Origin of the sequence: Jatrophihabitans sp., assembly GCF_036000465.1 — a bacterium.
Lineage (GTDB): Bacteria > Actinomycetota > Actinomycetes > Mycobacteriales > Jatrophihabitantaceae > Jatrophihabitans.
In genome coordinates this window covers 77,728-100,607 of the sequence record NZ_DASYFV010000006.1, presented here as the reverse complement: position 1 = coordinate 100,607, position 22,880 = coordinate 77,728, and the positions used below count along the sequence as shown (strand labels likewise).

Here is a 22,880-nt window from a genome sequence, read left to right as displayed (position 1 = left end):
GGTGACGCAGGTCGAGGTGCCGGATCCGGTCATCACCATGACCGGCTTCGCCCGCGCGCTTCGGGCCAACGGCATCGCCGCCGACGCGACCCGGCTCACGACCGCACTCGACGCGCTGACGCACGTCGACCCGATGGACGCCGAGCAGGTCTACTGGGCCGGCCGGGTGACCCTGTGCGCCGAGCCCGACGACCTGCCCCGCTACGACGCCGTCTTCGACGCCTGGTTCCGCGGGCGCGTGCCGCCGCTGCCCGGACCGTCGTCTCAGGGGCCGCCGGCCCAGGTGCTGCAGCTGCGCCCGATCGGCGGCAACGATGGGCAGGGCGACGACGCCGAGCCCGACGACGAGCAGCTGCGCACGGCCGCGAGCGACACCGAGATCCTGCGCCACCGCGACGTCACCGGCCTCACCGAGCTCGAACGCGACGAGATCAACCAGCTCATCGCCCTGCTCGCCCCGAAGGTCGGCTCGCGCCGCACCCGGCGGCGCCGCCCGCGCGGCCGCGACCACGTCGACATCTCGCGCACCGTGCGGACGATGCTCCGCGACGGCGGGGAGCCGGCCACGCTCGCTCGCTTCCGTCCCCGCGTCAAGCCGCGCCGCCTCGTCCTGCTGCTCGACGTCAGCGGATCGATGTCGCCCTACGCCGACGTGCTGCTGCGCTTCGCCCACGCCGCCGTGCGGGTCGCCCCGAACAGCACCGAGGTCTTCACGGTCAGCACCCGCCTCACCCGCATCACCCGGCAGCTGCGGCTGCGCGATCCCGAGCAGGCCCTGGCCGCCGCCGGCAGCGCGGTGCCCGACTGGAGCGGCGGCACCCGGCTCGGCGAGTCGCTGCGGGCGTTCCTCGACCTCTGGGGGCAGCGCGGCACGGCCCGGCGTGCGGTCGTGGTGCTCGCCTCGGACGGGTGGGAACGCGGCGACGCGGAGCTGCTCGGCGAGCAGATGGCCCGCCTGGCCCGGCTGGCTTACAAGCTGATCTGGGTCAACCCGCACCGCGGCAAGGAGGGCTTCGCGCCGGCCACCGCGGGCATGACGGCCGCCCTCCCGCACCTGGACGAGCTGCTGGCCGGCCACACCCTGGACGCGCTACATACCCTGGCGGATGTGATTGCTGATGCGTGACGTGCTGAGCGACCTCGAGACCTGGTGGCAGTCCGGCGACACGGTCGGGCTGGGCACCGTGGTGGGCACCTGGAAGTCGGCGCCGCGCCAGCCCGGCGCCTCGATGCTCGTCGGCCCCGACGGCACGGCCGTCGGCAGCGTGTCCGGCGGCTGCGTCGAGGGCGCGGTGTACGAGCTCGCCGAGAGCACCCGCGAATCGGGCGAGGCGGTCCTGCAGCGCTACGGCGTCAGCGACGACGACGCGTTCTCGGTCGGCCTCACCTGCGGCGGCATTATCGACATCTTCGTCGAGCGCGTCAACCGCGAGACCTTCCCGGAGCTGGGCGCGATCGCCGAGGACATCCGCGAGGGGCGCCCGGTGGCGGTGGCCACCGTGATCAGCGGCCCTGCTGCCGACCGCGTCGGCCGGCGGCTCGTCGTGCGCCCCGACGCCGTCACCGGCACGCTCGGCAGCGACCGGCTCGACGCCGCCGTCGGCGACGACGCCCAGGGCCTGCTGCGGCAGGGCAACACCGGGGTGCTGCACTACGGCCCCGACGGCGAGCGGCGCGGCGACGACATCGCGGTCTTCGTCGCCAGCTACGCCCCGCGCCCCCGCATGATCGTGTTCGGGGCGATCGACTTCGCTGCCGCCGTCGCCCGCATCGGCTCGTTCCTGGGCTACCGGGTGACGGTCTGCGACGCCCGCCCGACCTTCGCCACCAAGAAGCGGTTCCCGGAGGCCGACGAGGTCATCGTCGCCTGGCCGCACCGCTACCTGGAGAAGACCGAGGTCGACGAGCGCACCGTCGTGTGCGTGCTCACCCACGACCCCAAGTTCGACGTGCCGCTGCTCGAGATCGCGCTGAAGATGCCGCTGGCCTACCTCGGCGCCATGGGCTCGCGCCGCACGAACGACGACCGCGCCGCCCGGCTGCGCGAGCTCGGCTTCACCGACGACGACCTCTCCCGCCTGCACGCCCCGATCGGCCTCGACGTCGGCGGGCGCACCCCGGAGGAGACCGCGGTGTCCATCGCGGCCGAAATCATCGGTTCCCGGTGGGGCGGCACGGGCACGCAGTTGCGGTTCATCGAGGGCCCGATCCACCGCAACGTCGGAACAGCAGATCTGGCCCTGGAACGTAACTAGCCGTTTGGCCAGGAAAGTCAGACTCCCGCGTGACGGGCCGTCACGGTAGCGTCGAATTTCGTCGTTGATCCTTTGCGTGGAGGCAGCATGACCAAGATCGATGTCACGGTTGACGGAGTCAAGTACACCGACGACGTGGAGCCGCGAACCCTGCTCGTGCACTACCTGCGAGAACAGATCGGCAAGGTCGGCACGGTGGTCGGCTGCGACACGAGCAACTGCGGTGCCTGCACCGTCGATCTCGACGGGCAGAGCGTGAAGAGCTGCACCGTGCTGGCCGTGCAGGCCGACGGCAGCGAGGTCACCACGATCGAGGGCCTGGCCGACGAGGACGGCAACCTGCACCCGATGCAGACCGCGTTCCACGAGCAGCACGCCCTGCAGTGCGGGTTCTGCACGCCGGGGATGATCATGGCCTGTCGGGACCTGTTGAAGAACAACCCCAACCCGTCCGAGGAAGAGATCCGGGCGGGCATCGAGGGCAACCTGTGCCGCTGCACGGGCTACCAGAACATCGTCAGGGCCGTGCAGGCGGCGGCCGGCAATGTCACCACAGGAAGCGGAGTGTCGGCATGACCGCAGTCGAAGAGAAGCCGGCCACCCTCCAGATCGGCCAGCCGCGCAAGCGCAAGGAGGACCGTCACCTCATCACCGGGCGGACCACCTGGTGCGACAACATGGTGCTGCCGGGCATGCTGCACCTCGCCATCCTGCGCAGCCCGATGGCCCACGCCACCATCACCTCGATCGACACCACTGAGGCCAAGACCCGTCCGGGCGTCGTCGCGGTCTACACCGGCCAGGACTTCAAGGACACCCAGGGCAACCTGCCCTGCGCGTGGCCCGTCACCCCCGACATGGTCAACCCGGGCGCGCCGTCGCTGGCCGTCACCCAGGTGAACCACGTCGGTGAGTGCGTCGCCGTCGTCGTCGCCCGCACCAAGGCGGCGGCGCAGGACGCCCTCGAGGGTATCGACGTCGAGTACGAGCCGCTGCCCGCGATCCTCGACATGGAGGACGCGATCAAGGAGGGCTCGCCGCTCGTCCACCCGAACACCGCGTCGAACAAGTCCTACACGTGGGCCTTCGAGGCCGGCGCCGCGGGCACCGGCGCCCCGATCGACGACGCGCTGGCCAACGCCGAGGTCACCGTGAAGCGCCGCTTCATCCAGCAGCGCCTCATCCCGGCGTTCATGGAGCCCCGCTCCACCGTCGTCCAGCCGATCGGCGAGGGCGTGCTCGTGCACTCGGCCACGCAGATCCCGCACATCCTGCGCACGATGCTCGCGCTGACCCTCGGCATCGAGGAGCAGAAGGTGCGCGTCGTCGCGCCCGACGTCGGCGGCGGCTTCGGCGGCAAGATCCCGGTGACACCCGAGGAGGTCATCACCACCCTCGTCGCCCGCAAGCTGAACAAGCCGGTCAAGTACACCGAGTCCCGCTCCGAGTCGCTGATGTCGGCCCACCACGGCCGCGACCAGATCCAGGACATCACGATCACGGCCAAGCGCGACGGCACGGTCACCGGCCTCGACGTCCACCTGCTCGCCGACATGGGCGCCTACCTGCGCCTCGTCGGCCCGGGCGTGCCGATCCTCGGCGCGTTCATGTTTCCGGCCATCTACAAGATCCCGGCCTACCGTTTCGTCTGCGACGGCATCTTCACCACGAAGACGGCAACCGACGCCTATCGCGGCGCCGGCCGGCCCGAGGCCACCTACGCGATCGAGCGGATCATGGACGAGCTCGCCGCCGAGCTCGGCATGGACCCGATGGAGCTGCGCCGCAAGAACTGGATCACGCACGAGGAGTTCCCGTACACGATGGTGGCGGGCCTGACCTACGACAGCGGCAACTACGAGGCCGCCACCGACAAGGCCCTCGAACTCATCGGCTGGGACGAGTTGCGCGCCGAGCAGAAGCAGCGCCGCGAGAGCAACGATCCGGTGCAGATCGGGCTCGGCATCTCCACGTTCACCGAGATGTGCGGCCTCGCGCCGTCGCGGGTCCTCGGCTCGCTGGCCTACGGCGCCGGCGGCTGGGAGAGCGCGTCGGTGCGCATGCTGGCCACCGGCAAGGTCGAGGTCGTCACCGGCGCGAGCGCGCACGGGCAGGGTCACGAGACGGCGTTCAGCCAGATCGTCGCCGACCAGCTCGGCGTCGCCTTCGAGGACGTCGAGATCATCCACGGCGACACGCAGTCCTCCCCCAAGGGTCTCGACACCTACGGCTCCCGCTCGCTGGCCGTCGGCGGCATCGCCATCGTCAAGGCCACCGAGAAGGTCATCGAGAAGGCCAGGAAGATCGCGGCCCACCTGCTCGAGGCCAACGAGGACGACCTCGACTTCGCCGCCGGCTCCTTCTCGGTGAAGGGCTCCCCCGGCTCGGCGGTGTCCATCGGCGAGGTCGCGTTCGCGACGTTCATGGCCCACAACCTGCCCGACGGCGTCGAGCCCTCGCTCGACTCCGACGCGGTGTACGACCCGGAGAACTTCTCCTTCCCGCACGGCACGCACCTGTGCGCCGTCGAGATCGACACCGAAACGGGCTTCACCAAGATCCGCAAGTACGTCTGCGTCGACGACATCGGCAACCCGATCAACCCGATGATCATCGAGGGTCAGGTGCACGGCGGCCTGGCGCAGGGCATCGCGCAGGCGCTGTTCGAGGAGGCCGTCTACGACGACGACGGCAACCTCACCACCGGCACCTTCGTCGACTACACGCTGCCGTCGGCGGCCGACCTGCCCTCGTTCGTCACCGATCGCACGGTCACGCCGTCGACATCGAACCCGCTCGGGGTGAAGGGCGTCGGCGAGGCCGGCACCATCGCGTCCACGCCGGCGGTCATCAACGCCGTGGTCGACGCGCTGCGCCAGTACGGCGTGAACGACATCCAGATGCCGGCCACCCCCGAACGGGTCTGGCGGGCGATCCACGGCGGCGACACCGCCAGCGGTGGCGGCGGCGCGCACCGGGCCGAGGGCGGCACGAACGCCTACGGCGGAGCCAGTACTTCCACCTCGGACGGAGCCAACTCATGATTCCCGCGGCCTTCGACTACGCCCGGCCGACCACGGTCGCCGAGGCCGTCTCGGCCCTGGCCGAGGCCGGCGAGGACGGCAAGATCCTCGGCGGCGGCCAGTCCCTGATCCCGGTGCTGCGGCTCCGACTGGCCTACCCGTCGACCATCGTCGACGTCAGCCGGGTCGAGGAGATGCGCGGCGTGAGCGACGACGGCGACGCCATCGTCATCGGCGCGATGACCACGCACCACGAGGTCATGCACGACGCGCTCGTGGCCGAGCACGCACCGCTCATCGCGCAGGCCACCGGCACGGTGGCCGATCCGCAGGTGCGGCACCGCGGCACCTTCGGCGGCGCGCTCGCGCACGCCGATCCGGCGGGCGACCTCGGGGCCGTCGCGCTCGCGCTCGGCGTCGAGTTCGTGGCCACCGGCTCGGGGGGCGAGCGCCGCATCCCGGCGAGCGAGTTCTTCCTCGACTACCTCACCACCGCGCTCAGCCCGGACGAGGTGCTGACCGCCGTCCGGGTGCCCAAGCTCGGGGCGGGCTGGTCGTCGCACTACGAGAAGTTCAACCGGGTCGCGCAGGCGTGGTCGATCGTCGCGGTGGCCGCGCTGGTCAAGCGGGAGAACGGCTCCATCTCCGAGGCCCGCATCGGGCTGACGAACATGGGCTCGACCCCGCTGCGGGCGGCCGCGGTCGAATCGGCGCTCGCCGGCGCCGACGCGAGCGCCGCGGCCATCGGCGCCGCGGCCGAGCACGCCGCCGAGGGAACGTCGGCACCCTCGGACCTGTCCGGCAAGTCGGACTACCGTGAACACCTGGCGAGGGTATTGACCAAGCGGGCCGTTCTGGCCGCATCTGGAAGTTAGGGGAACACGTGAAACTCGAGCACTCCTTCACCGTCCCGGTCGGCATCGACGAGGCGTGGAAGATCCTGCTCGACATCGAGCGCATCGGCCCGTGCATGCCCGGCGCGGCCATCGACTCGGTCGACGGCGACGACTTCACCGGCACGGTCAAGGTGAAGCTGGGGCCGATCGGTCTCACCTACAAGGGCAAGGCCAGCTTCATCGAGAAGGACGAGGCGGCCCACCGCGCGGTGATCGACGCGCGCGGTCGCGACGCCCGGGGCAACGGCACGGCGGCGGCCAAGGTCACCGCCGTGCTCACCGAGCAGGGCGGCGGCGAGACGAAGGTGCTGGTCAACACCGACCTCGACATCACCGGCAAGCCGGCCCAGTTCGGCCGGGGCGTCATGGTCGACGTCGGCAACAAGCTGATCGGGCAGTTCGCCGACCAGCTGGCCGCCACCATCACCGAGGGCGACGGTGCGGCCGAACCCGCGGCCCCGGTGAAGGCTCCTGCCCGCAAGCGGGCGGCCAAGGCCCCGGCGGCAGCGGCCGAGGACGCCGGGTCGTCGACGGTCGGGGCGGCCCCGGCCGGCGCCGACCAGCCGATGGTCGAGGAGGCCGCGCTCGAGGCGGTCGCCGAGGCGCCGGCGGCGTTCTCGGCCCCCTCGGAGCCGGCGGTCGACGGCCAGCCGAAGCGGGCGTACACCCCGCCGCGGGAGGTCGAGCCGATCAACCTGATCGAGCACGCCGGCCCGGCGGTGGCCAAGCGCCTGGCCCCGGTGGTCGCGGTCCTGGTGCTGATCCTGATCGTCATCCGGCTGCGCAAGCGCTCGTAGGTCCGCACGTCCCCGACTGCCCCCGCTCGCTCGAGCGGGGGCCGTCGGCGTCTCAGCGCCCGGGCAGCGCCCCGATCGTCGCGGTGAACCGGGCATCGATGACGGCCCGGAGCACCTGCGGCACCGGGTCGAGCGTGAGGTCGTCCGGGCTCCTCGAGCCGCTCGTCAGGCTGAAGGCGGCGGCGCGCTCCGGCCGGAACCCGCCGGTCTGGTCGCCACCGAGCAGCCCGGCGTCGGCCACGTGCTCCACCGAGATCACCGACCCGCCCAGCGCGGCCGCGTAGTCGTCCCCCTTGCGCAGGGCGGCCTCGATGGCGTCGGCCCGCACCAGGGCCCACGTGGCGTTGTCGTCGTCGACGCTCCAGTGCACCGAGTTGACCCGGGTGAACTCGGAGCCGGTCAAACGCTCCGTCACGGCGGCGAGGACGTCGAAGTCGCGGGCGAGCACCTGCAGGGTCAGCTCGCAGACGTGCCGCCCGGTCGGTCCCGGCCCGGACTTGTCCCAGTCCTCGTGCGTGTTCATCGACGGCACCGACCAGGCCAGCGGAGCGCGCAGCGTTTCCAGCGTGAGGGCGACGCCACCGAGGTCGGCCAGCGCCCGCAGCAGTTCGGCCGCCGCCTGCCGGGCCGCGGCGGTGGCCTCGGTCCTGGATCCGCCGATGCGGACGACCGTCGTGTAGATCTGCGCCTGGTCGGGCGCGACCGTGCGCTGGGCGTCGCCGCGCACCGAGATCGTGGTGGTCGTGGGTGCCGTCATCGGGACACTGTAGGCGCGCTGTCGGTGCCGCCGCCTAGCCTTTTCGCCATGGGCGAGAGGCAGCGCGATGGCTGACGCCGACGACATCCGCGGCGTGGCCCTTGCGCTGCCCGAGGTCGAGGAGGTCGAGAGCGACGGCTTCGACTTCCGCGTCGCCGGCAAGGGATTCGTCTGGTCGTATCCCGAGCGCGCCCCCGGGCGGCGGCGGGTGATCCGCACCGATGTCGCGGTGCTCTACGTCGGTGACGAGGCCGAGAAGCAGGCCCTGCTGCTCGGCGAACCCGACCTGTTCTTCACGACGCCCGGCTACGACGGTTGGCCGCTGGTCATGCTGCGACTGCCCGCCGTCACCGTCGACCGGCTGGCCGAACTCGTCACCGACGCCTGGCGCATGCGGGCGCCGCAGGAGATCGTTCCGTGAGGCGTCACCGGCGGGCCACGAACACGAACTCCTCACCCGGGCGGTCGGGGGCGTCGCGGACGTCCTCGACGACGAACCCGGCGGCCTGGAGATCGGCCTCGACCTCGTCCCGCTCCCGGAAGCGCAGCGTGGAGTCCGACGTGAGCACAGCGCCGTCGGCGACGAAGGCGAAGGTCCAGCGGAAGGTGACGAGGGGCAGCGCGACGTCGATCAGTTCGACCCAGCTGCGCACCGGGCCGACCCCGGCGATCTCGGTGCGGGCCTCCGACGCCGCCCGGTTCCAGCGCTCCCACGCCCGCGCCGCCGGCACCCGGGTCTCGAACACCAGGTGACCCACGGGGCGCAGCGCGTCATGCACCCCGGCGAGCGTGCCGGCCCAGTCGCCGGGTTCGACGATTGCCTGGGCGACGTTGGCCGTCATCGTCGCGAGATCGACCGCCGGCGGCGGCAGGTCGGTGGCGTCGCCGTCGATCCAGCGGACGTGCTCGGACCCCGGTTTCGCCCGCGCGACGTCGAGCGAGGCGGCGGCCGGGTCGACGCCGATGACGTCGAGCCCCCGCGCGGCGAGCAGCAGCGCGAGGGTGCCGGTGCCGCAGCCGACGTCGAGCACCCGCCGGGCCCCGAGCTCCGCAGCCAGGGCCAGGTAAGGCTCCAGATCGCTGCGATCGGGGTCGAGCGCGTCGTAGATCGCGGCGAGACGGGCGTCGGCGAAGATCGGGTCGGGCACCACCGAGACGGTAGGCGGCGCCGCATCGCCGGTCGACCGCATTCGTCGCGACTTCGCGGCCGCGCCCGCGGGGCGACGTCGCGGTCGGGCGCGCCGTGAGCGACGATGGGCGGATGACCGCCGCACCGGGCAAGCGCGCCCTCGCCAAGGACAACACCCGGCGGCGGCTGCGCCGGGCCGCGATGGGGCTGTTCCTCGAGCGCGGCTTCGACGCGGTGACGACCGTCGAGATCGCCGAGGCGGCCGAGGTCTCCGCCGCCACCCTGTTCAACTACTACGCGACCAAGGAGGACCTGTTCTTCGGGCAGGTCGAGGAGCTCGAGCACGCCCTGGTCGAGGTCGTGCGCGCGTGCCCGCCGAACGAGTCGATCCTGCGCGCCCTGCAGAAGCACGTCCTGTTCGAGCTCACCGCCGGGCGCGACCGCACCGATCCCGCCTCGGTCGCCCCGTTCCACCGGCAGGTCATGCTGAGCCCGCGGTTGCAGGCCCGCGAGCACGAGATCTACGACCGCCGCGAGCTCGTCCTGGCCGATGCCATCACCCAGGCCCAGCACCTCGAGCCCGGCACCCTGCGGCCGAGGGTGGCCGCGCGGCTCTACGTCGCGGCCGAGAAGCTGATCGCCGACGAACTCCGCCGACAGCTGACCGAGGTCGACACCGCCACCGCCCTGCGCGATGCCCGCAGGTTCATCGACGACGTCTTCGCGATCCTCATCTCCGGGCTCGGCCACCTGCCCGCGGCGGCCCCGCCGACCTGACCCTGATCGGCGTCAGCCGGCCAACCGCTCGCGGGCCGTCTCGCTGAACCACGCCACGATCTCGGCACCGGCGCGCACCCCGCTCTCGGTCGTCACCTCGACGTGCGACGCGCTCCACCCGCTGCTGACCAGCTCCCCGTGCCGCGCGGCGATGCCGGCGTCGGCCGCGAGCAGCAGGTCGGCGTCGAGCAGCGAATCCCCGGCGGCGAGGACGGTGCCGGCGCCGGTGCGCCGCGCGATCTCGGCCACTGCGGCGCCCTTGGTGAGCGAGCGCGGCACCCAGTAGAGCTTGCGGCCCTGCATCGACAGCTGCCAGCCGCGGGCGTCGGCCCAGGCCGCCGCCTCGGCCAGGAAGCCCTCAGGGATGCGGCGCCGATGCAGCACCGCGTAGCAGAACAGGCCGCGGGCGTTGCGCAGCTTGACCGTCCACTCGGGGCGGCACACCTGGCCCATGTGCTCCCACACGTCGTCGAGCGGCGCCGACCAGGCGAGCTCGGCGGTGACGGCGCGCTGCCAGTCGCGGTCGATAACGCCGTCGACGAGCAGGATGCCGCCGTTGGCCGTGATCGCGTAGCGCGGCGCCGGGCCGGGCAGCGTGATGCGGTGCCACTGCTCGGGCGTGCGGGTCGTCGTCGGCACCACCAGGGCGTCGCGGTGCAGGGCGGCGAACTCGGCCGCGGCCGCGGCCGTCATCCACGACGCGTCCTTGTTCTCGTGCCGCTCGACCGGCACCAGCGTGCGGCGCTCGTCGCCGTGGGCCTCGATGGCCCCGCGGGAGTAGATGAGGGTGCGGTCGAGGTCGGTCGCCACGATCACCGCGGTCACGAGACGGCCTGCCCGTCGGCCCCGGTGGCGCCGCGGGTGAAGCGCGGGTGGATCAGCCCGACGCAGCTGAACGCGAGGCCCTCGACCTCGTGCACCGCCACGCCGCGCCGCCGCGCCAGCAGCCGCACGTGGTCGAGGTCAGCGCCCGCGTCGGGCGCCACCAGCACCGCCCACGGCACGCGGCGCAGCAGCACCCGGGTCGTCTCCCCCACCCCCGGCTTGACGAGCGTGACGTCGCCGATGCCGTAACGCTCGCTGATCCGCTCGACCTCGGCCCAGCCGCTCCAGGTCGGGGTGCGCTCGCCCTGCTGCACGAGCGGCCGGTCGCGGGCGACGCCGTCGGCCACCTCGGCGAAGCGCCCGGTGACGGCGTCGAGGAAGGCGTTCGAGACGTCGGCCGCGGCGAGCTCGCGGTAGAACTTCGCGCCGTGGAACTGCCCCGGCGCGAGGATGCGCGGGTTGAGCACGGTGCGCGAGACGAGGCCCGAGACGGTCGAGTTCAGGCAGGCCGAGGGCACGAGGAAGTCGTCGCGGGTGCCGAACGTGCGCACGCACGAGCCGGGGTCGGCCAGCACCGCGAGGGCGGGGTCGAAGGCGACGCCGAGCTCGGCATTGACCGCCGCGACGGCCGCGGCCAGCTCGCGGGCGATCGCGCCCTTGCCCGTCCAGCCGTCGACGAACACGACCGTGCGCGGATCGTGCCGGGCGGCCAGGTGGCGCAGGGCGACGGTGTCGATGCCCCGGCCCCGGACGATGCTGACGGCGTAGTGCGGCAGGTCGAGGCCGTGCACGCGCTGGGCCCAGCGGCGCATGAGGATGCCGACCGGGGTGCCGGCCCGGGCCAGTGAGGCGAGCACGACGTCGGTGCCGCGCTCGGCCAGCACGATCTCGGTGACCACACCGACGGCGTGCGCGATGCGGGCCGCCGACGCGTCCAGGGCCTGCTCGAACAGGCGCTGGTAGTCGGCATCGGGCTGGTACTCGACCGGCAGCGACTCGGCGTAATGCGCCCCGCCCGACTGGATCGCCTCCTCGCGCTCCTCGGTCGGTGCCTCGAGGGCGACGTCGGAGAGATCGGTCAGCAGCCAGCTCACCTCGTCGGCGGCGTAGGAGCCGAACGCCGGACCGTGCAGCGCCGGCGGCAACGGGCGATGGGTGGGCAGCACGACGACGTGCACGCGGCGGCAGACGCCACGCAGCTGCCCGACCAGACCCTCGCGCAGCGGCCGGGTGTCACCGTCGGCGTCGACGACCAGCACGATGTCGCTGAAGCCGGCGTCGACGTTGTAGACGTAGCGCGGGCCGGGGCCGTCCTGCGCCGGGTCGTGGGCGGCGAAGGTCAACGCCGTGCGGATCGGATAGCCCGGGTCGTCGACGGCCGGCACGGGCGAGCGGGTCGTCGAGGACACCCGCACCTCGGCCACGCCGTCGGCCAGGCCGAGCGCGATCAGCAGCGGCGCGTACATGAGTTCCTCGGTGCCGAGCACGAGCACCCGCTCACCCACCACGCCGTCGGCAACCACCTTGGCCGTGAGGGCGGCGGCCTCGCGGGCCGCGGCGGTGTCGGCCGGGCCGAAGCCGTGGCGCCCGCTCTCGCGCACGCCGGCCGGCCAGACGTCCCGGAGAACGACGAGCTCGGCCGACGGGTCGCCGGCCGGTGCGGCCGGGTCGCCGATCGTCGCCACGGTGCGCGCCGCGTGCTCGGGGAAGCCGGCCGGCCAGGTGACCGTGCCGGCGGCGAGCGCGACGGCCTCGATCGTCGCCCCGAGCCGCTCGCCGAACGTGTGCATCGCGGCCTGGTCGGCGTCGCTGCGCAGGTCGACGAGCGCGGCGATCAGGTAGCGCCGGTGCGGCGCCACCGCGTGCAATGCCGCGATGGTGTTGAGCGCGGTCCGCCCGGTCGAGAGCTCGTCGTCGACCAGCACCAGGACGTCACCGGCGGTGAGGAGCGCTGGGTCGTCGGGCAGCAGCTGGTGGCCGGTGGCATGGCTGTGCTCCTCCTCGAAGCCGGCGTAGGCCACCGCGGTCGGCACGAGCCGTCGCGTCGAGTGCAGGTACGGCGCGGCCAGCGCCTCGGCGACGCAGTGGCCCAGACCGGTGGCCGTCTCGGCGAAGCCGAGCACCACCGCCGGCGCACCACCGAGCCGTTCGCGCACCCGCTCCCCGAGCCGCAGCCCGGCGCCGTGCACCTCGCGCGGATCGGCCGGCACGTGCTTGCCCAGCACGCTCGACACGAGCAGGTGGGCCCGCCGCGGGTTGCGCCGCAGCGCCAGCCCGACCAGGTCTTCCAGGGGTGCGCCCGGATCGGCCGGACGCAGCTCGACCCCGAACCGGTCGCCCACCCAGCTCACGATTGCAGCCCGGCCGCCAGCAGGTCGACGAAGGACACCTTCTCGTGCGACACCCCGAAGACTCGCGCCCGCTGCACCGTGCGGTGCGCCCAGGCCGTGTGCGGCTTGCTCTCGTTCATCTTGTTGCCGAGCCGCGAGGCCGAGGCGCCACCGGCACCGTTCGTGGCGAGCACGTCGCACGCGTCCTCCCACTCCTCCTCGGCGACGACCGACAGGGCGTGCACGGCGGCGACGTGAGTGGGGTGGATGACGGTCTTGCCGGTGAGGCCGTTGGCGCGGTCGAGGACGACCTCGCGGATCAGGCCGTCGAGGTCCCTGGCCAGCAGCTCGGCGCGCATCGTCGGCTCGGCGTGCCGGACGAACGGCGACTCGCGCAGCTGTGGTTTGAAGATGCGCTCGGTGGCCGAGTAGTACTCCCAGACCGGACCGGCGACCACGTAACCACCCGGCCCGACGCGTCCGAAGACGTTGACGACGGCGCTGATCACGTCCGACACCACTCGGACGTCCCAGACGGTGAACTCGCGGGCGCGGCGCAGGCCGTAGGCGCCGGACAGGTCGGTGGCCCCGAGCCGCACGGCGACGACGTGGGCGCGGTACTCGTCGAGCAGGCGGCGCGCGCCCACGAGGCTGTCGACCCGGGTCTCGATGTAGCCGATGTCGGCCGATTCGAGTACCGGCATCACCAGCATGCGGCGCCCGATCGCGTGACCGGCGGCGACGACCTCGTCGAGGTAGGCCCGGCCGGTGTCCGCGGTGAACTTCGGGACGACGAAGCCGGTGATGACCCCGGCGTGCTCGGCGAGGGCGTCGATGAGCATCGGGATCTGGCCGACCGCCCGCACCCGCACGAAGACCATCGGCCGGGCGTACTCCGACACGGCCAGCTTGCGCAGCTGCAGGATCGCGTTGACCTCGGCCGCGCCCAGCTCGTCGTCGGCGACGGAGTCCTCCAGGCACACGACGACGCTCATGACGCCGTGGGCGGCCCGCTTGATGATGTCCTGGGCGAGGGCCGGCCGGGTGGCCGGGCAGTACAGCGTGGCGCCCAGCGCGACCCCGAGCAGATCGGGGTCGTCGTCGACGGTGAAGGCCTCGGGAGCGCGGTGGAACAGCCGCTCCTGGTCGTCCGCGTCGAGGTAGTCGAAGTGCCGCATTCGCGCATGGTGCCACGGCCACGTGACATCTGAGATTTTCTGGCACGATCCCCGGCATGAGTTTGATGAGTATGGGCGGCAACAGCGAACTGACGGCGCACGCGGTGCGCCCCTCCCTGCGCTGGAGCGGGGGTCCCGGCGTCCCTGACGTCGATGCCTCCGCCCTGCTGCTGGGCGCCGACGGCGAGGTCTCCTCCGACGCCGACTTCGTGTTCTACAACCAGCAGCCCAGCACCGCCGTGCTCATAGCCGAGCTGCGCCGCACCCCGACCGGCTCCTGGACGGTGCGGGCGATCGGCGAGTTCCACGACTGCCGGACGGTGAAGAAGCTCGTGCCGTCGGCCTCGCGCCAGGTGCTGCTCGGCCGCTGACCCCGGCATGGGCCACGATGGACGCATGACGACGATCTCCAAGGGTGCCAACCTGCCGATCGACGCCGCCGCCGTGCGGGCCGAACTCTCCTGGACGGGAGGGCCCGGCGTGCCGGATGTCGACGCCTCGGCCCTGCTGCTGCAGGAATCGGGCCGGGTGCGCAACGACGACGACTTCGTGTTCTACAACCAGCCACGGCACCCCAGCGGCGCGGTGCGGCACGCCGGCAAGAGCGGCACCCGCGACACCCTCGAGGTCGACCTCGCCGCGCTGGGCGCCGACATCGACAAGGTCGTGCTCGCCGCGTCGGCCGACGGCGGTCCGTTCGGCCAGGTGCCGGGGCTGCGACTCGTCATCACCGACGCCGGCAGCGGGGTCCCCCTCGCCGACTTCGCCATGACGGCCGGGCCCGAGACCGCGATCGTCGGCGGTGAGCTGTACCGGCGCAACGGGCAGTGGAAGTTCCGCGCCGTCGGGCAGGGCTACGCGAGCGGTCTGGCCGGCATCGCCGGTGACTACGGCATCTCGGTGGCCGCCGAGCCTCCCGCCGCGGCCCCGCCGACCCCGCCTCCCGCCGCGGCCCCGCCGACCACCAGCCTCGATCTCGGTGGTGGCACGCCACTGCCGCCCCCTCCGCCGCCCGGCGCGGCCCCGCCGCCACCGCCGGGGGCGCCGGCGTTCCCGGGCGCGCCCGCCGCGGCACCGGCCGGGCCGGCGACGCTCGACGCCGGCCGGGTCAGCCTGGTAAAGGGCGCGCGGGTCAGCCTGGTGAAGCGCGGCGCGCCCGCTCTGCGCCAGGTCACCATGGGCCTCGGCTGGGACCCCGCCCCGGGCCGGCGCAGCGTCGACCTCGATGCCTCGGCCATCGCCTTCGACGCCTCGGGCTCGCGCGTCGGGATGGTCTGGTTCACCAAGCTCAACGACCTCAAGGGCGCGCTGCGCCACGGGGGCGACAACCTCACGGGTCAGGGCGAGGGCGACGACGAGCAGATCCACGTCGACCTCGATGCCCTGCCGCCGCAGGTGAGTGCCCTCGTCTTCACGATCACCTCGTTCCGCGGGCAGAAGTTCACCGAGGTCGTCAACGCGTTCTGCCGCCTGGTCGAGGCCGGCAGCGGGCAGGAGCTCGTGCGCTACAACCTCTCGGACTCCCAGCCGACCAGCGGCGTCATCATCACGATGCTCAAGCGCATGCCCGACGGCACCTGGGAGATGCGGGCCATCGGCGACTTCCAGAACGCGAAGACGGTCAAGGGGCTTGTCGATCCCGCGGCGCGCTACGCGATGATGCCCTGACGTCTCTCACCTAGAACAGCAGGCCGCGGGCCAGCTTGGCGGTGAGCACCCTTCTGGTGGCGGCGTAGACGAGCGCGCGGAAAGCCGGGTCGGTCCGCATGTGGGCCAGCAGGGCGGTGCTCATCGCGGCGGCCCGCGTCGCGTCGACCGTGAGGACGATGTCGCCGCCCGCGCGGATGAAGCGGACCGCGCGGTCGCCGACCGGGTAGGCCGCGACCTGCCGGGCAACGCCGAGGTCGTCGCTGATCACGACGCCGCGGAACCCCAACGTTGTGCGCAGCAGGCCGGTCACGATCCGGGTCGAGAACGCCGCCGGGCTCGTCGCGTCGATGCGTGAATAGACGGCGGTCGAGACCATCACGAACGGCGCACCGACCCGGATCGCGGCCGTGAACGGCGCCAGGTAGGCATCCGTCACCGTCGTCGTCCGATCGGTCACGCCCGCGCTGGTGTCGGTGTTCGCGGTCACCCGTCCGAGGCCGGGGAAGTGCTTGACGGTCGCGACGATCCCGGCCGCGGCGAGGCCACGCAGCACGGCCACCCCGTGCGCGGTCACCGTGGCCGGGGTGTGCCCGAACTCGCGATCCAGCTGACCGATCGGCGGGTTGCCCGCGTCGCCCGCCGGCACCGTGTCCAGCACCGGCGCCAGGTCGACGTCGATGCCGGCCGCGCTCAGCTGCCGCCCCCACGCCGTGGCCTGCGTCTGCAGCCACCACGGCGACCAGGTGCCCTGCACGACCGCGGACGGGATGGCCGAGAAGCCGGCTCCCCTCATCCGCCGGACGAGACCGCCCTCCTGATCGGTCGCGATGAGCAACTGCGTCCGGGGCGGCGCCGCGGCCCGGAGCGCGTCGGTCACCGCACGCTGCGCCCCGACGCCGAGGAAGCTGTCGCCGTCGAGGATCACCGACCCCACGTGGTACCGGCGGATGGCCGCCAGCGTGGCCGCGCCGGCGCCGGTGCTCGGGCAGTCGACCATCAGCAGCTGGCCCACGCGCTGGGCATCGGACAGCGAGTCGAAGACCTGATCGACCCACGACACGGCCGGGCCGTGACCGGCGGATGCGCCGCCGCCCGGCGCCGGATCCGCCGCGCTCGGAGCCGCCGCCGTCGTCGTCAGCACGGCCAGCGCGGCGATCACCGAACGAAGCGCCCTGCGCGTCATCACGTCTCCTCGAGTTGTAGGGCTCCACGGTAGCTTCGGATCATGCGATCGACCGCCATCCCGCCGCCGACCGCGCCGCTCACCGACGGCGTGATCCGGGTGCGCACCCGGCGCGCCGACGACATCGCCGCGGTAGCCGAGGCGAGTGCCGACCCGATGACGCAACGCTGGCTCGGCGACGGGCCGATGGACGTGATCGAACGGCGGACGAGCCTGGCGCGGGCCGAGGAGGCGCTGCGGTCGGGGCGATCCGCCCCGTTGCTGATCGCCGACGCGGTGACCGATGCGCCGCTCGGTGTGGTCAACCTGCAGTTCCGCAGCGACGAGTTGGCCACCATCGCCTATTCGGTGTTCCCCGTCGCCCGCGGCCGTGGGCTCGCCGCCCGAGCCGTGGCCCTGGTCTGCGAGTGGGCGCGCGGACTCGACGTGCACGAGGTACGGCTCGAGATCGATCCGACGAACACGGCATCGCTGCGGGTCGCCGGGAAGTGCGCCTTCGACCCGCTCGACGAGATCACCGACGACGGCAAGGCGGTGTTCGCCCGCCGGCTCGCACGAGCCGTCAGTCGACGCAGTGCGCCGTGACCGGCACGCTCGTCGACGGGTGCGGGATCGGTGCGGTGGGCGTGGTCGTCCGCACCGGGCCGGAGGTGGACGGGGCCGCCGTCCGCGACGGCGCCGGCGAGCCGTAGAACGCGCGGTGCACGGCCAGCTGCACCTTGGCCGGATCGACCATGAGCACCGAGCCGACGCCGGAGACGTCCTGCGCGCCTCCGGTGGGAACGGTCGCGCCGGTGATGCCGCCCGCGCTCAGGCTGGCCATCTGCTGGGCGAAGGAGACCAGACTGAACCCGTCGTCCTTGACGAACGCGCCGGCGATCGCCTGCACGGTGTCGTTGAGCTTCAGCGGGTCGAGCAGGATGCGCGCGGACAGCACCTGCTGGAACGCGGCGCTGAGGAAGTAGCGCTGGCGCTTCTCGCGGCCGAGGTCGTCCCCGATGCCGGGCAGGTTGTGCCGCTGCCGCACGAACTGCAGCGCCCGCACCGGGTCCAGGTGGTGCAACCCGGCCGGGCTGACGAATCCGGACCCACCGTTGCCGCCGTGCTCGCGGTTGTAGGCGACGGTGTCGTCGACGGCGTGGCAGAGGTTGACGTCGATGCCACCGATGGCGGTGACGACCTTCTCGAAGCCGGCGAAGCCGATCTGCACGTAATGGTCGATGGGCACGCCGGTGAGCTTCTTGACCGTGGCCACGAGGAGGTCGACGCCGGCGGCCTGCCGCTGGGCCGGTGTCGTGGCGCCGTCGGTGTAGTAGTAGCCGTCGGCGTAGGCCGCGTTGATCTTCGCCCTCGGGTGGCCCGGGATGTCGACGTAGGAGTCACGCGGGATCGAGATGAGGGTCGAGCGGCTGCCGTCGGCGGGCACGTGCACCAGCAGCAGCGTGTCGGTGCTCGTCGTGCCCTGCGCGGTGCCGGTGCTCAGCTTGCGTCCCTCGGCCGCGGTCAGGCCGGCGCGCGAGTCGTCGCCGACGATGAGGATGTTCTGGTCCTTGCCGGCGGGACGGGCCGGACCGGAGCCGCCGTCACCCGGTGTCACGGGGCCGCCGAGGCCGTCGATGTGGATCGACTTGATGCCGCTGTCCAGGGCGCGGTAGTTGTACCAGGCGATCGCGCTGCCGACGAACAGGACGAGCGACACGACCGCCGCCACCGCTTCGACGCCGCGGCGCGCGGCCCGCGCCCGCGACGTGGCGCGCCGGGGGTGGCGATGCCGGGCACGGGTGTCTGACACGATCAACTCCAGCAAGGACGGGGGCCGGGCCAGGATAGAGGGGCTCCAGCGCTGCCCCGGCCCCGTACTCAGCGGGCGGTCACCGGAGGTGGACGCTCACCACGGCGATCAGTCGACCGGGGCGCGGTCGTCGCGCCAGGTGATCCGGTCGTAGCCGTAGGCGCGGGCGGCCTCGCGGACGTCACCCGCGACGGTCTCCATCTCGGCCCGGATGACGAGCTCGCCGTCCAGGTTGTAGAGCGACATCAGCATCGCGATCCGGCCGGCGTCCAGCGTCTCGAGCGGCAGCTCGACGCGGGCGCCGCCGAAGGTCGAGAGCACCAGCGTGCCGCCCCACGTCAGCTCGGCGCGTGACTCGGAGTAGGCGTAGATGCCGACCCGCTCGATGTCGCGCACCTGGCGCAGGTCGACGCTGATCCGCTCGTACTCCTCGCGGGTGGCGACGAGCACCGGTCGCCGGGACGACGGCGGCGCGAAGCGGTGGCCGTCGGCGTGCTGCACGGTCGACGAGCCGCCGGAGCGGAACTGGTACGCCGCGCCGAGCCGCAGGTCGCCGACCTCGGGCGAGCACACCGCCTCGATCGACAGCTGCCCGATGCCGGACTGCGCCCGGGTGAGCGTGACCGTCGGCTTGGCGATGCTCAGCAGGTACTGCTGGCGGGCCCCGACCCGCACGTCGCGCCGCACCCGCAGCGCCGGACCGTGCGGCGCGGACGGTGCCGGCGCCGGCGCCGCAGCGGTGGGCGCGGCGGACAGGTCGAGCGAGCCGGCCGACGCGGGTGGTCGGGATCGAGGTGCCGTCGGTCGGGCCGGCGCGGACAGGTCGAGCGAGCTCGACGACGGAGCCGGCGACGGCGGCACAGCGGGCGGGGCCGGGGCGCGATCGGGCCGGCGGTAGTCGACGTGCGTCGCCGGCGACGAGAGATCGAGCGAGCCGGTCGCGGGTGGCGGACTCGCCGGAGTGCGCGCGCGATCGGGGCGGGAGTAGTCGATCGGTCGGGCCGGCGCGGGCGGGGGCGCCGTCGCGCGCGGCGGCGGCGCCGCCGCCGGACGGGACCGCCGGCGCAGGAAGGTCAGATCGGCCCGCGGCGCCGCCGCCGCCGGCTCCGGCAACGGACTCACCGCGCCACCGTCACAGCGCCACCGTCGTCATAGCGGGATCCCGTAGTCGGACGCTATGCCGGCGATGCCCTTCGAGTAGCCCTGCCCGAGCACCTTGAACTTCCAGTCGGCGCCGTGCCGGTACACCTCGCCGAGCGCCACCGCGGTCTCGGTGTTGAAGGCCGAGGCGAGCTCCTCGGAACGGACCAGCTCGGAGTTGCCGTCGGCGTTCAGCACCCGCACGACGCACGAGCGCAGTTGGCCGAGCGTGCGGCGCTGCGCCGGGCCGTCGTTGACGTAGAGGACGAGCACGAGGCGGTCGATCTCCGCCGGCACGGCAGCCAGGTCGACCTCGATCTGCTCGTTGTCCGGGCCGAGCGCCTGCTCGAGTTGCTGCACCGATTCGTCGGCCGAGCTGATCTGGTTGAAGAACACGAAGTCCTGGTCGGAGCGGGCCCGGCCGTCGGCGCCGCACAGGATCGTCGCGAAGACCAGGTTGTCGTCGAGAGCGCGCTCGGAACCGGCGTTCCAGGTCACGCCCAGCACGAGTGCGCGCAGCCCGGGGATCTCACGGGTGAGGGCGACGTTGGCGCCCCGCTTCATCTCAGCCATCTCGCTGTCGAGATTAGTCGGGCTCAGAGATCGAGGTCGGAGCGGCTGAACTTCGTCGACAGGAAGTTGCCCTGCGAGAACAGCGCGTCGACGTCGTGCGAGCGGGTCGCCTGCAACAGGTCGTCGGCCGCGATGGCCAGCGAGTCGAGCTGCTCCCGCAGCGCCGCCCGCGGGGTGCGCCCGCGCGGCCCGGGTCGCTCGGTCAGCGCCGGGTCGAGGTTCAGGTACGCCTTCATCGTCGTCGGCAGGTAGTCCTTGACGATGCCGTTGATCGACACGACCGCGTATATGTCGAGCTCGCGGTCGTCGGAGGTGTCGATCACCTCACGGATCTTGTCGGTGATGCCGCGGGCGACGACCACCGCCTCGACCGGCAGCTTGCCGGCATTGCGGTTGATGAACTGCACGAGCTCCCGCTGCCGGGCCACCAGCGCCGCCGGCGAGTCGTCGTCGGTCGGCGCCGGGGGCGGCGGCGCGTCGTCGCGCTGGGCGCCGCGCCGGAACCAGGTCATGAGCGGGGGGTCACGAGCCGGGGGGTCACGAGCCGATCTGGCGCGGGTCGGCCGTGCCGCCGAACTGCGCGCCGCCGACCTCGCCCCTGCGGGTGCGTTCGAGGTAGGGCTTGGCCCGCTCGATCTGGCCCTCGAGCGCGGTGACGGTCTGGGCCATGCTGTCGACGGCCTGGGTGCGGAAGCTGTCGATCGCGTCCATCGTCGCGAAGACGTTGTCGAACGCGGCCTGCAGCTTCTGGACGTCGATGGTGCTGCTGGCGGCCTGCTCGTTGATCGCCGCACCCTGCACCTTGAGCTGCTGCGAGGTGGATTCGATCAGGTTCGACGTCGTCGTGTTCAGCGCGCTGATCTGGTCGAGGACCAGCTTCTGCCGGGCAAGCGCCTGCGAGACGATGACCGCGGTGCGCAGCGCCGAGATGGTCGTGGTCTGCGCGCGGTCGACGCCCTTGATCAGCTCGAGGTTGTTCTTGCGCACGAGGTCGAGGGCCATGTACCCCTGCACCGACACGGCCATCTGGGTCATGATGTCCTGCCGCCGCTGGCGGATCGCGAACAGTGCGTCGGACTTGAGCGTGTTGGCCGCCTCGGTGTTGCCGGCCGCCTCGAGCTCGGCGACCTTCTGGGCCACGGCGTCGTCGAGCGCGCCGGCGAGCTGGTTGTACTCGCTCAGCTTGCCCATCGTGGTCCACATGTTCTGCTTCTCGGTCTCGATCGCCGCGTTGTCCTTGCGGAGATCGTCCTGACCGGATTCCAGGGACTTGATGATCGCGTTGAGCTGGGTCTGCGCCGACTCGTACTTCTGGAAGTACTTCTGGATCTTGTCGCCACCCGGCAGCCACTTCAGCACCTTCTTGACCCCGGCGAGGTCGGCGCGGTTCGGGTCGAGGTCGGTGACGGTGTTGCGCAGCTCGTTGAGGGTGCTGGCGACGCGGGTCTGGGCGTCGCCGCCACCCCCGCCCTTGCTGGCCCGGATCACCGCGGCCGGGCGGTCGAGCATGCGGTTCGAGACGTTGGCCGACGCCCGCAAATCCTTGTCGCCCATCGAGGCGATGGTGTCGACCTTCTGCGAGAACTCCGGGGTGCGCGGGTCCATGGCGGCCAGCTCGGCGGCGAAGGCCTCGGCCCGCTGCGCAAGCTCGGACTTCTTGGCGTCGTCGACCGGGATCGCGCCGGCGGCCTCCTCCTCCTTCACCACCGACACGGGCGCGGGCGGGGTCAGCACCAGGCCGCCGGCAGCGGGTGCCGGCGCGGCGGCGGCAGCGGGGGTCGAGGTGGCCCCCAGGTCAAGCTCGGACATGGCGTCAGACTCCTCGCGGACGGATCGGATGCGTCGTGGGTGTGCAGGGTATTCGGCGCGGGATGAAAATCGGCGCTACTTGCGCCCGGCCGTCCAGTTCATGCCCCAGCCGTAGGTCTCGTCGAGCTTGCGCTGCGCGCCGTTGAGGTAGTTGACCTCGCGGCGCACGGTCAGCTCGCCGCGCTCGTTGGTGAGCAGCGCGATCGCGCAGATGCGGGCACCGTCGCGCGGGTCGTCGAGGTGGATCTCGATCGGCGGCGCACCGAGCGGCAGGATCGTGGTGATCCCGTTGGCCGCGGCCCAGTTGGCCGCCCCCTCGTAGATCAGCGCGAACACGAGGATGCGCTTGATCTGGGCCAGCCCCTCCAGATTGACGAACAGGTTCTCGCCACCGGTGTTGGTGCCGGAGCGGTCGTCGCCGTCGAGCCAGATGAGGTCCTGGCTGCTGCCCCGCGGCCGGGCCCGGAACGAGTTGCCGAGCGCCTGGACGACCCCCTTGCTGCCGTCGGCGAACTCGTAGAGGCAGCCCAGGTCGAGGTCCAGCTGGGTGTTCTTCTTGAACAACCCCCTGGCCGGCGCCTTGGCGTCCCAGTTGAGGTTGACCCGCATCAGACCCTGGTTGCCGCCGTGCTTGCTCAGCGAGACGGTGGGCGCGGACTTGGTGAGCGTCACCTTGCTCAGGGACACGCCGCCGGCGGGCGGCGCGGGCGCCGGCGCCGGTTCGGGGGCACCCGGTCGCTTCGTGTAGTCGATTCCCATGGCGCTA

The 22,880-nt window shown here is 72.5% G+C and carries 23 protein-coding genes; 11 read left to right on the top strand and 12 right to left on the bottom strand.

Features of this window, described 5'->3' with window-relative positions; genetic code table 11:
* Position 1: 1 nt before the first annotated feature.
* From VGN18_RS01800 to VGN18_RS01775, 6 genes are all read left to right on the top strand, one after another.
* Positions 2-1,126 (top strand): vWA domain-containing protein, encoded by a 1,125-nt coding sequence (locus VGN18_RS01800; RefSeq protein WP_327537912.1) that lies wholly within the window; start codon positions 2-4, stop codon positions 1,124-1,126.
* Positions 1,119-2,255: an XdhC/CoxI family protein gene (locus VGN18_RS01795; RefSeq protein ID WP_327537911.1), complete on the top strand. Its 1,137-nt coding sequence runs from the start codon at positions 1,119-1,121 to the stop codon at positions 2,253-2,255. The genes VGN18_RS01800 and VGN18_RS01795 overlap by 8 nt, the downstream gene beginning before the upstream one ends.
* Before the next feature lie 87 nt (positions 2,256-2,342).
* Positions 2,343-2,831 (top strand): (2Fe-2S)-binding protein, encoded by a 489-nt coding sequence (locus VGN18_RS01790; protein WP_327537910.1) that lies wholly within the window; start codon positions 2,343-2,345, stop codon positions 2,829-2,831.
* The gene (locus VGN18_RS01785) at positions 2,828-5,299 is read left to right on the top strand and encodes a xanthine dehydrogenase family protein molybdopterin-binding subunit (protein WP_327537909.1); all 2,472 of its coding nucleotides are present in this window, start codon (positions 2,828-2,830) and stop codon (positions 5,297-5,299) included. Before VGN18_RS01790 ends, VGN18_RS01785 begins: the two co-directional genes overlap by 4 nt.
* Positions 5,296-6,153: a xanthine dehydrogenase family protein subunit M gene (locus VGN18_RS01780; protein WP_327537908.1), complete on the top strand. Its 858-nt coding sequence runs from the start codon at positions 5,296-5,298 to the stop codon at positions 6,151-6,153. Before VGN18_RS01785 ends, VGN18_RS01780 begins: the two co-directional genes overlap by 4 nt.
* Before the next feature lie 8 nt (positions 6,154-6,161).
* A complete protein-coding gene (locus tag VGN18_RS01775) occupies positions 6,162-6,971 on the top strand; it encodes an SRPBCC family protein (RefSeq protein ID WP_327537907.1) in 810 nt (269 codons plus the stop codon).
* Positions 6,972-7,023: 52 nt separating this feature from the next.
* Here VGN18_RS01775 and VGN18_RS01770 read toward each other — a convergent pair whose 3' ends face one another.
* Positions 7,024-7,728, bottom strand: a complete 705-nt coding sequence (locus tag VGN18_RS01770) for an SIMPL domain-containing protein (RefSeq protein WP_327537906.1) — start codon at positions 7,726-7,728, stop codon at positions 7,024-7,026.
* A 67-nt stretch (positions 7,729-7,795) separates the two neighbouring features.
* On the opposite strand from VGN18_RS01770, the gene VGN18_RS01765 reads away from it, so the two are divergent.
* Positions 7,796-8,149 (top strand): MmcQ/YjbR family DNA-binding protein, encoded by a 354-nt coding sequence (locus VGN18_RS01765; RefSeq protein WP_327537905.1) that lies wholly within the window; start codon positions 7,796-7,798, stop codon positions 8,147-8,149.
* A gap of 4 nt (positions 8,150-8,153) precedes the next feature.
* Here the strand turns inward: VGN18_RS01765 and VGN18_RS01760 are convergent, their stop codons facing one another.
* Complete coding sequence (locus VGN18_RS01760; RefSeq protein WP_327537904.1) at positions 8,154-8,876, bottom strand: class I SAM-dependent methyltransferase; 723 nt, start codon at positions 8,874-8,876, stop codon at positions 8,154-8,156.
* A 113-nt stretch (positions 8,877-8,989) separates the two neighbouring features.
* Between VGN18_RS01760 and VGN18_RS01755 the strand changes: the two genes are divergently transcribed.
* A complete protein-coding gene (locus tag VGN18_RS01755) occupies positions 8,990-9,634 on the top strand; it encodes a helix-turn-helix domain-containing protein (RefSeq protein ID WP_327537903.1) in 645 nt (214 codons plus the stop codon).
* Positions 9,635-9,646: 12 nt separating this feature from the next.
* On the opposite strand, the gene VGN18_RS01750 is transcribed toward VGN18_RS01755, so the two are convergent.
* From VGN18_RS01750 to VGN18_RS01740, 3 genes are read right to left on the bottom strand one after another with little or no spacing between them, the layout of a single operon-like run.
* Positions 9,647-10,459 (bottom strand): HAD family hydrolase, encoded by an 813-nt coding sequence (locus VGN18_RS01750; protein WP_327537902.1) that lies wholly within the window; start codon positions 10,457-10,459, stop codon positions 9,647-9,649.
* Positions 10,456-12,810, bottom strand: a complete 2,355-nt coding sequence (locus VGN18_RS01745; protein ID WP_327537901.1) for a phosphoribosyltransferase — start codon at positions 12,808-12,810, stop codon at positions 10,456-10,458. Before VGN18_RS01745 ends, VGN18_RS01750 begins: the two co-directional genes overlap by 4 nt.
* Entirely contained in the window at positions 12,807-13,967 is a 1,161-nt protein-coding gene (locus tag VGN18_RS01740) for an HpcH/HpaI aldolase/citrate lyase family protein (RefSeq protein ID WP_327537900.1), read from the bottom strand. The genes VGN18_RS01745 and VGN18_RS01740 overlap by 4 nt, the downstream gene beginning before the upstream one ends.
* A gap of 56 nt (positions 13,968-14,023) precedes the next feature.
* Here VGN18_RS01740 and VGN18_RS01735 point away from each other — a divergent pair, with 56 nt between their 5' ends.
* Complete coding sequence (locus tag VGN18_RS01735; RefSeq protein WP_327537899.1) at positions 14,024-14,338, top strand: TerD family protein; 315 nt, start codon at positions 14,024-14,026, stop codon at positions 14,336-14,338.
* A 25-nt stretch (positions 14,339-14,363) separates the two neighbouring features.
* Positions 14,364-15,635 (top strand): TerD family protein, encoded by a 1,272-nt coding sequence (locus VGN18_RS01730; RefSeq protein ID WP_327537898.1) that lies wholly within the window; start codon positions 14,364-14,366, stop codon positions 15,633-15,635.
* A 10-nt stretch (positions 15,636-15,645) separates the two neighbouring features.
* On the opposite strand, the gene VGN18_RS01725 is transcribed toward VGN18_RS01730, so the two are convergent.
* A complete protein-coding gene (locus tag VGN18_RS01725; RefSeq protein ID WP_327537897.1) occupies positions 15,646-16,800 on the bottom strand; it encodes a glycoside hydrolase family 3 N-terminal domain-containing protein in 1,155 nt (384 codons plus the stop codon).
* A gap of 42 nt (positions 16,801-16,842) precedes the next feature.
* Between VGN18_RS01725 and VGN18_RS01720 the strand changes: the two genes are divergently transcribed.
* The gene (locus tag VGN18_RS01720) at positions 16,843-17,385 is read left to right on the top strand and encodes a GNAT family N-acetyltransferase (RefSeq protein ID WP_327537896.1); all 543 of its coding nucleotides are present in this window, start codon (positions 16,843-16,845) and stop codon (positions 17,383-17,385) included.
* Here the strand turns inward: VGN18_RS01720 and VGN18_RS01715 are convergent.
* The 6 genes from VGN18_RS01715 to VGN18_RS01690 all read right to left on the bottom strand — a co-directional run bounded on the left by VGN18_RS01715 (position 17,363) and on the right by VGN18_RS01690 (position 22,873).
* Positions 17,363-18,592: an LCP family protein gene (locus tag VGN18_RS01715; protein WP_327537895.1), complete on the bottom strand. Its 1,230-nt coding sequence runs from the start codon at positions 18,590-18,592 to the stop codon at positions 17,363-17,365. The genes VGN18_RS01720 and VGN18_RS01715 overlap by 23 nt on opposite strands.
* A 108-nt stretch (positions 18,593-18,700) precedes the next feature.
* A complete protein-coding gene (locus VGN18_RS01710) occupies positions 18,701-19,714 on the bottom strand; it encodes a hypothetical protein (protein ID WP_327537894.1) in 1,014 nt (337 codons plus the stop codon).
* Positions 19,715-19,741: 27 nt separating this feature from the next.
* The gene (locus VGN18_RS01705) at positions 19,742-20,305 is read right to left on the bottom strand and encodes a TerD family protein (RefSeq protein WP_327537893.1); all 564 of its coding nucleotides are present in this window, start codon (positions 20,303-20,305) and stop codon (positions 19,742-19,744) included.
* Between the two features lie 23 nt (positions 20,306-20,328).
* Positions 20,329-20,817 carry a hypothetical protein gene (locus VGN18_RS01700; RefSeq protein ID WP_327537892.1) on the bottom strand — a complete coding sequence of 163 codons (489 nt, stop codon included), beginning with the start codon at positions 20,815-20,817 and terminating at the stop codon, positions 20,329-20,331.
* A 25-nt stretch (positions 20,818-20,842) separates the two neighbouring features.
* Entirely contained in the window at positions 20,843-22,114 is a 1,272-nt protein-coding gene (locus VGN18_RS01695) for a toxic anion resistance protein (RefSeq protein ID WP_327537891.1), read from the bottom strand.
* Between the two features lie 75 nt (positions 22,115-22,189).
* Entirely contained in the window at positions 22,190-22,873 is a 684-nt protein-coding gene (locus VGN18_RS01690) for a hypothetical protein (RefSeq protein ID WP_327537890.1), read from the bottom strand.
* Positions 22,874-22,880: the final 7 nt, after the last annotated feature.

What these genes read in the sequence shown, in the direction of transcription:
- VGN18_RS01795 (WP_327537911.1), top strand. Translation starts at nt 1,119, where the DNA reads ATGCGTGACGTGCTGAGCGACCTCGAGACCTGGTGGCAGTCCGGCGAC.
- VGN18_RS01790 (WP_327537910.1), top strand. Translation starts at nt 2,343, where the DNA reads ATGACCAAGATCGATGTCACGGTTGACGGAGTCAAGTACACCGACGAC.
- VGN18_RS01785 (WP_327537909.1), top strand. Translation starts at nt 2,828, where the DNA reads ATGACCGCAGTCGAAGAGAAGCCGGCCACCCTCCAGATCGGCCAGCCG.
- VGN18_RS01780 (WP_327537908.1), top strand. Translation starts at nt 5,296, where the DNA reads ATGATTCCCGCGGCCTTCGACTACGCCCGGCCGACCACGGTCGCCGAG.
- VGN18_RS01770 (WP_327537906.1), bottom strand. Translation starts at nt 7,728, where the DNA reads ATGACGGCACCCACGACCACCACGATCTCGGTGCGCGGCGACGCCCAG.
- VGN18_RS01765 (WP_327537905.1), top strand. Translation starts at nt 7,796, where the DNA reads ATGGCTGACGCCGACGACATCCGCGGCGTGGCCCTTGCGCTGCCCGAG.
- VGN18_RS01755 (WP_327537903.1), top strand. Translation starts at nt 8,990, where the DNA reads ATGACCGCCGCACCGGGCAAGCGCGCCCTCGCCAAGGACAACACCCGG.
- VGN18_RS01740 (WP_327537900.1), bottom strand. Translation starts at nt 13,967, where the DNA reads ATGCGGCACTTCGACTACCTCGACGCGGACGACCAGGAGCGGCTGTTC.
- VGN18_RS01735 (WP_327537899.1), top strand. Translation starts at nt 14,024, where the DNA reads ATGAGTTTGATGAGTATGGGCGGCAACAGCGAACTGACGGCGCACGCG.
- VGN18_RS01730 (WP_327537898.1), top strand. Translation starts at nt 14,364, where the DNA reads ATGACGACGATCTCCAAGGGTGCCAACCTGCCGATCGACGCCGCCGCC.
- VGN18_RS01725 (WP_327537897.1), bottom strand. Translation starts at nt 16,800, where the DNA reads ATGACGCGCAGGGCGCTTCGTTCGGTGATCGCCGCGCTGGCCGTGCTG.
- VGN18_RS01720 (WP_327537896.1), top strand. Translation starts at nt 16,843, where the DNA reads ATGCGATCGACCGCCATCCCGCCGCCGACCGCGCCGCTCACCGACGGC.
- VGN18_RS01705 (WP_327537893.1), bottom strand. Translation starts at nt 20,305, where the DNA reads ATGGCTGAGATGAAGCGGGGCGCCAACGTCGCCCTCACCCGTGAGATC.
- VGN18_RS01700 (WP_327537892.1), bottom strand. Translation starts at nt 20,817, where the DNA reads ATGACCTGGTTCCGGCGCGGCGCCCAGCGCGACGACGCGCCGCCGCCC.
- VGN18_RS01695 (WP_327537891.1), bottom strand. Translation starts at nt 22,114, where the DNA reads ATGTCCGAGCTTGACCTGGGGGCCACCTCGACCCCCGCTGCCGCCGCC.
- VGN18_RS01690 (WP_327537890.1), bottom strand. Translation starts at nt 22,873, where the DNA reads ATGGGAATCGACTACACGAAGCGACCGGGTGCCCCCGAACCGGCGCCG.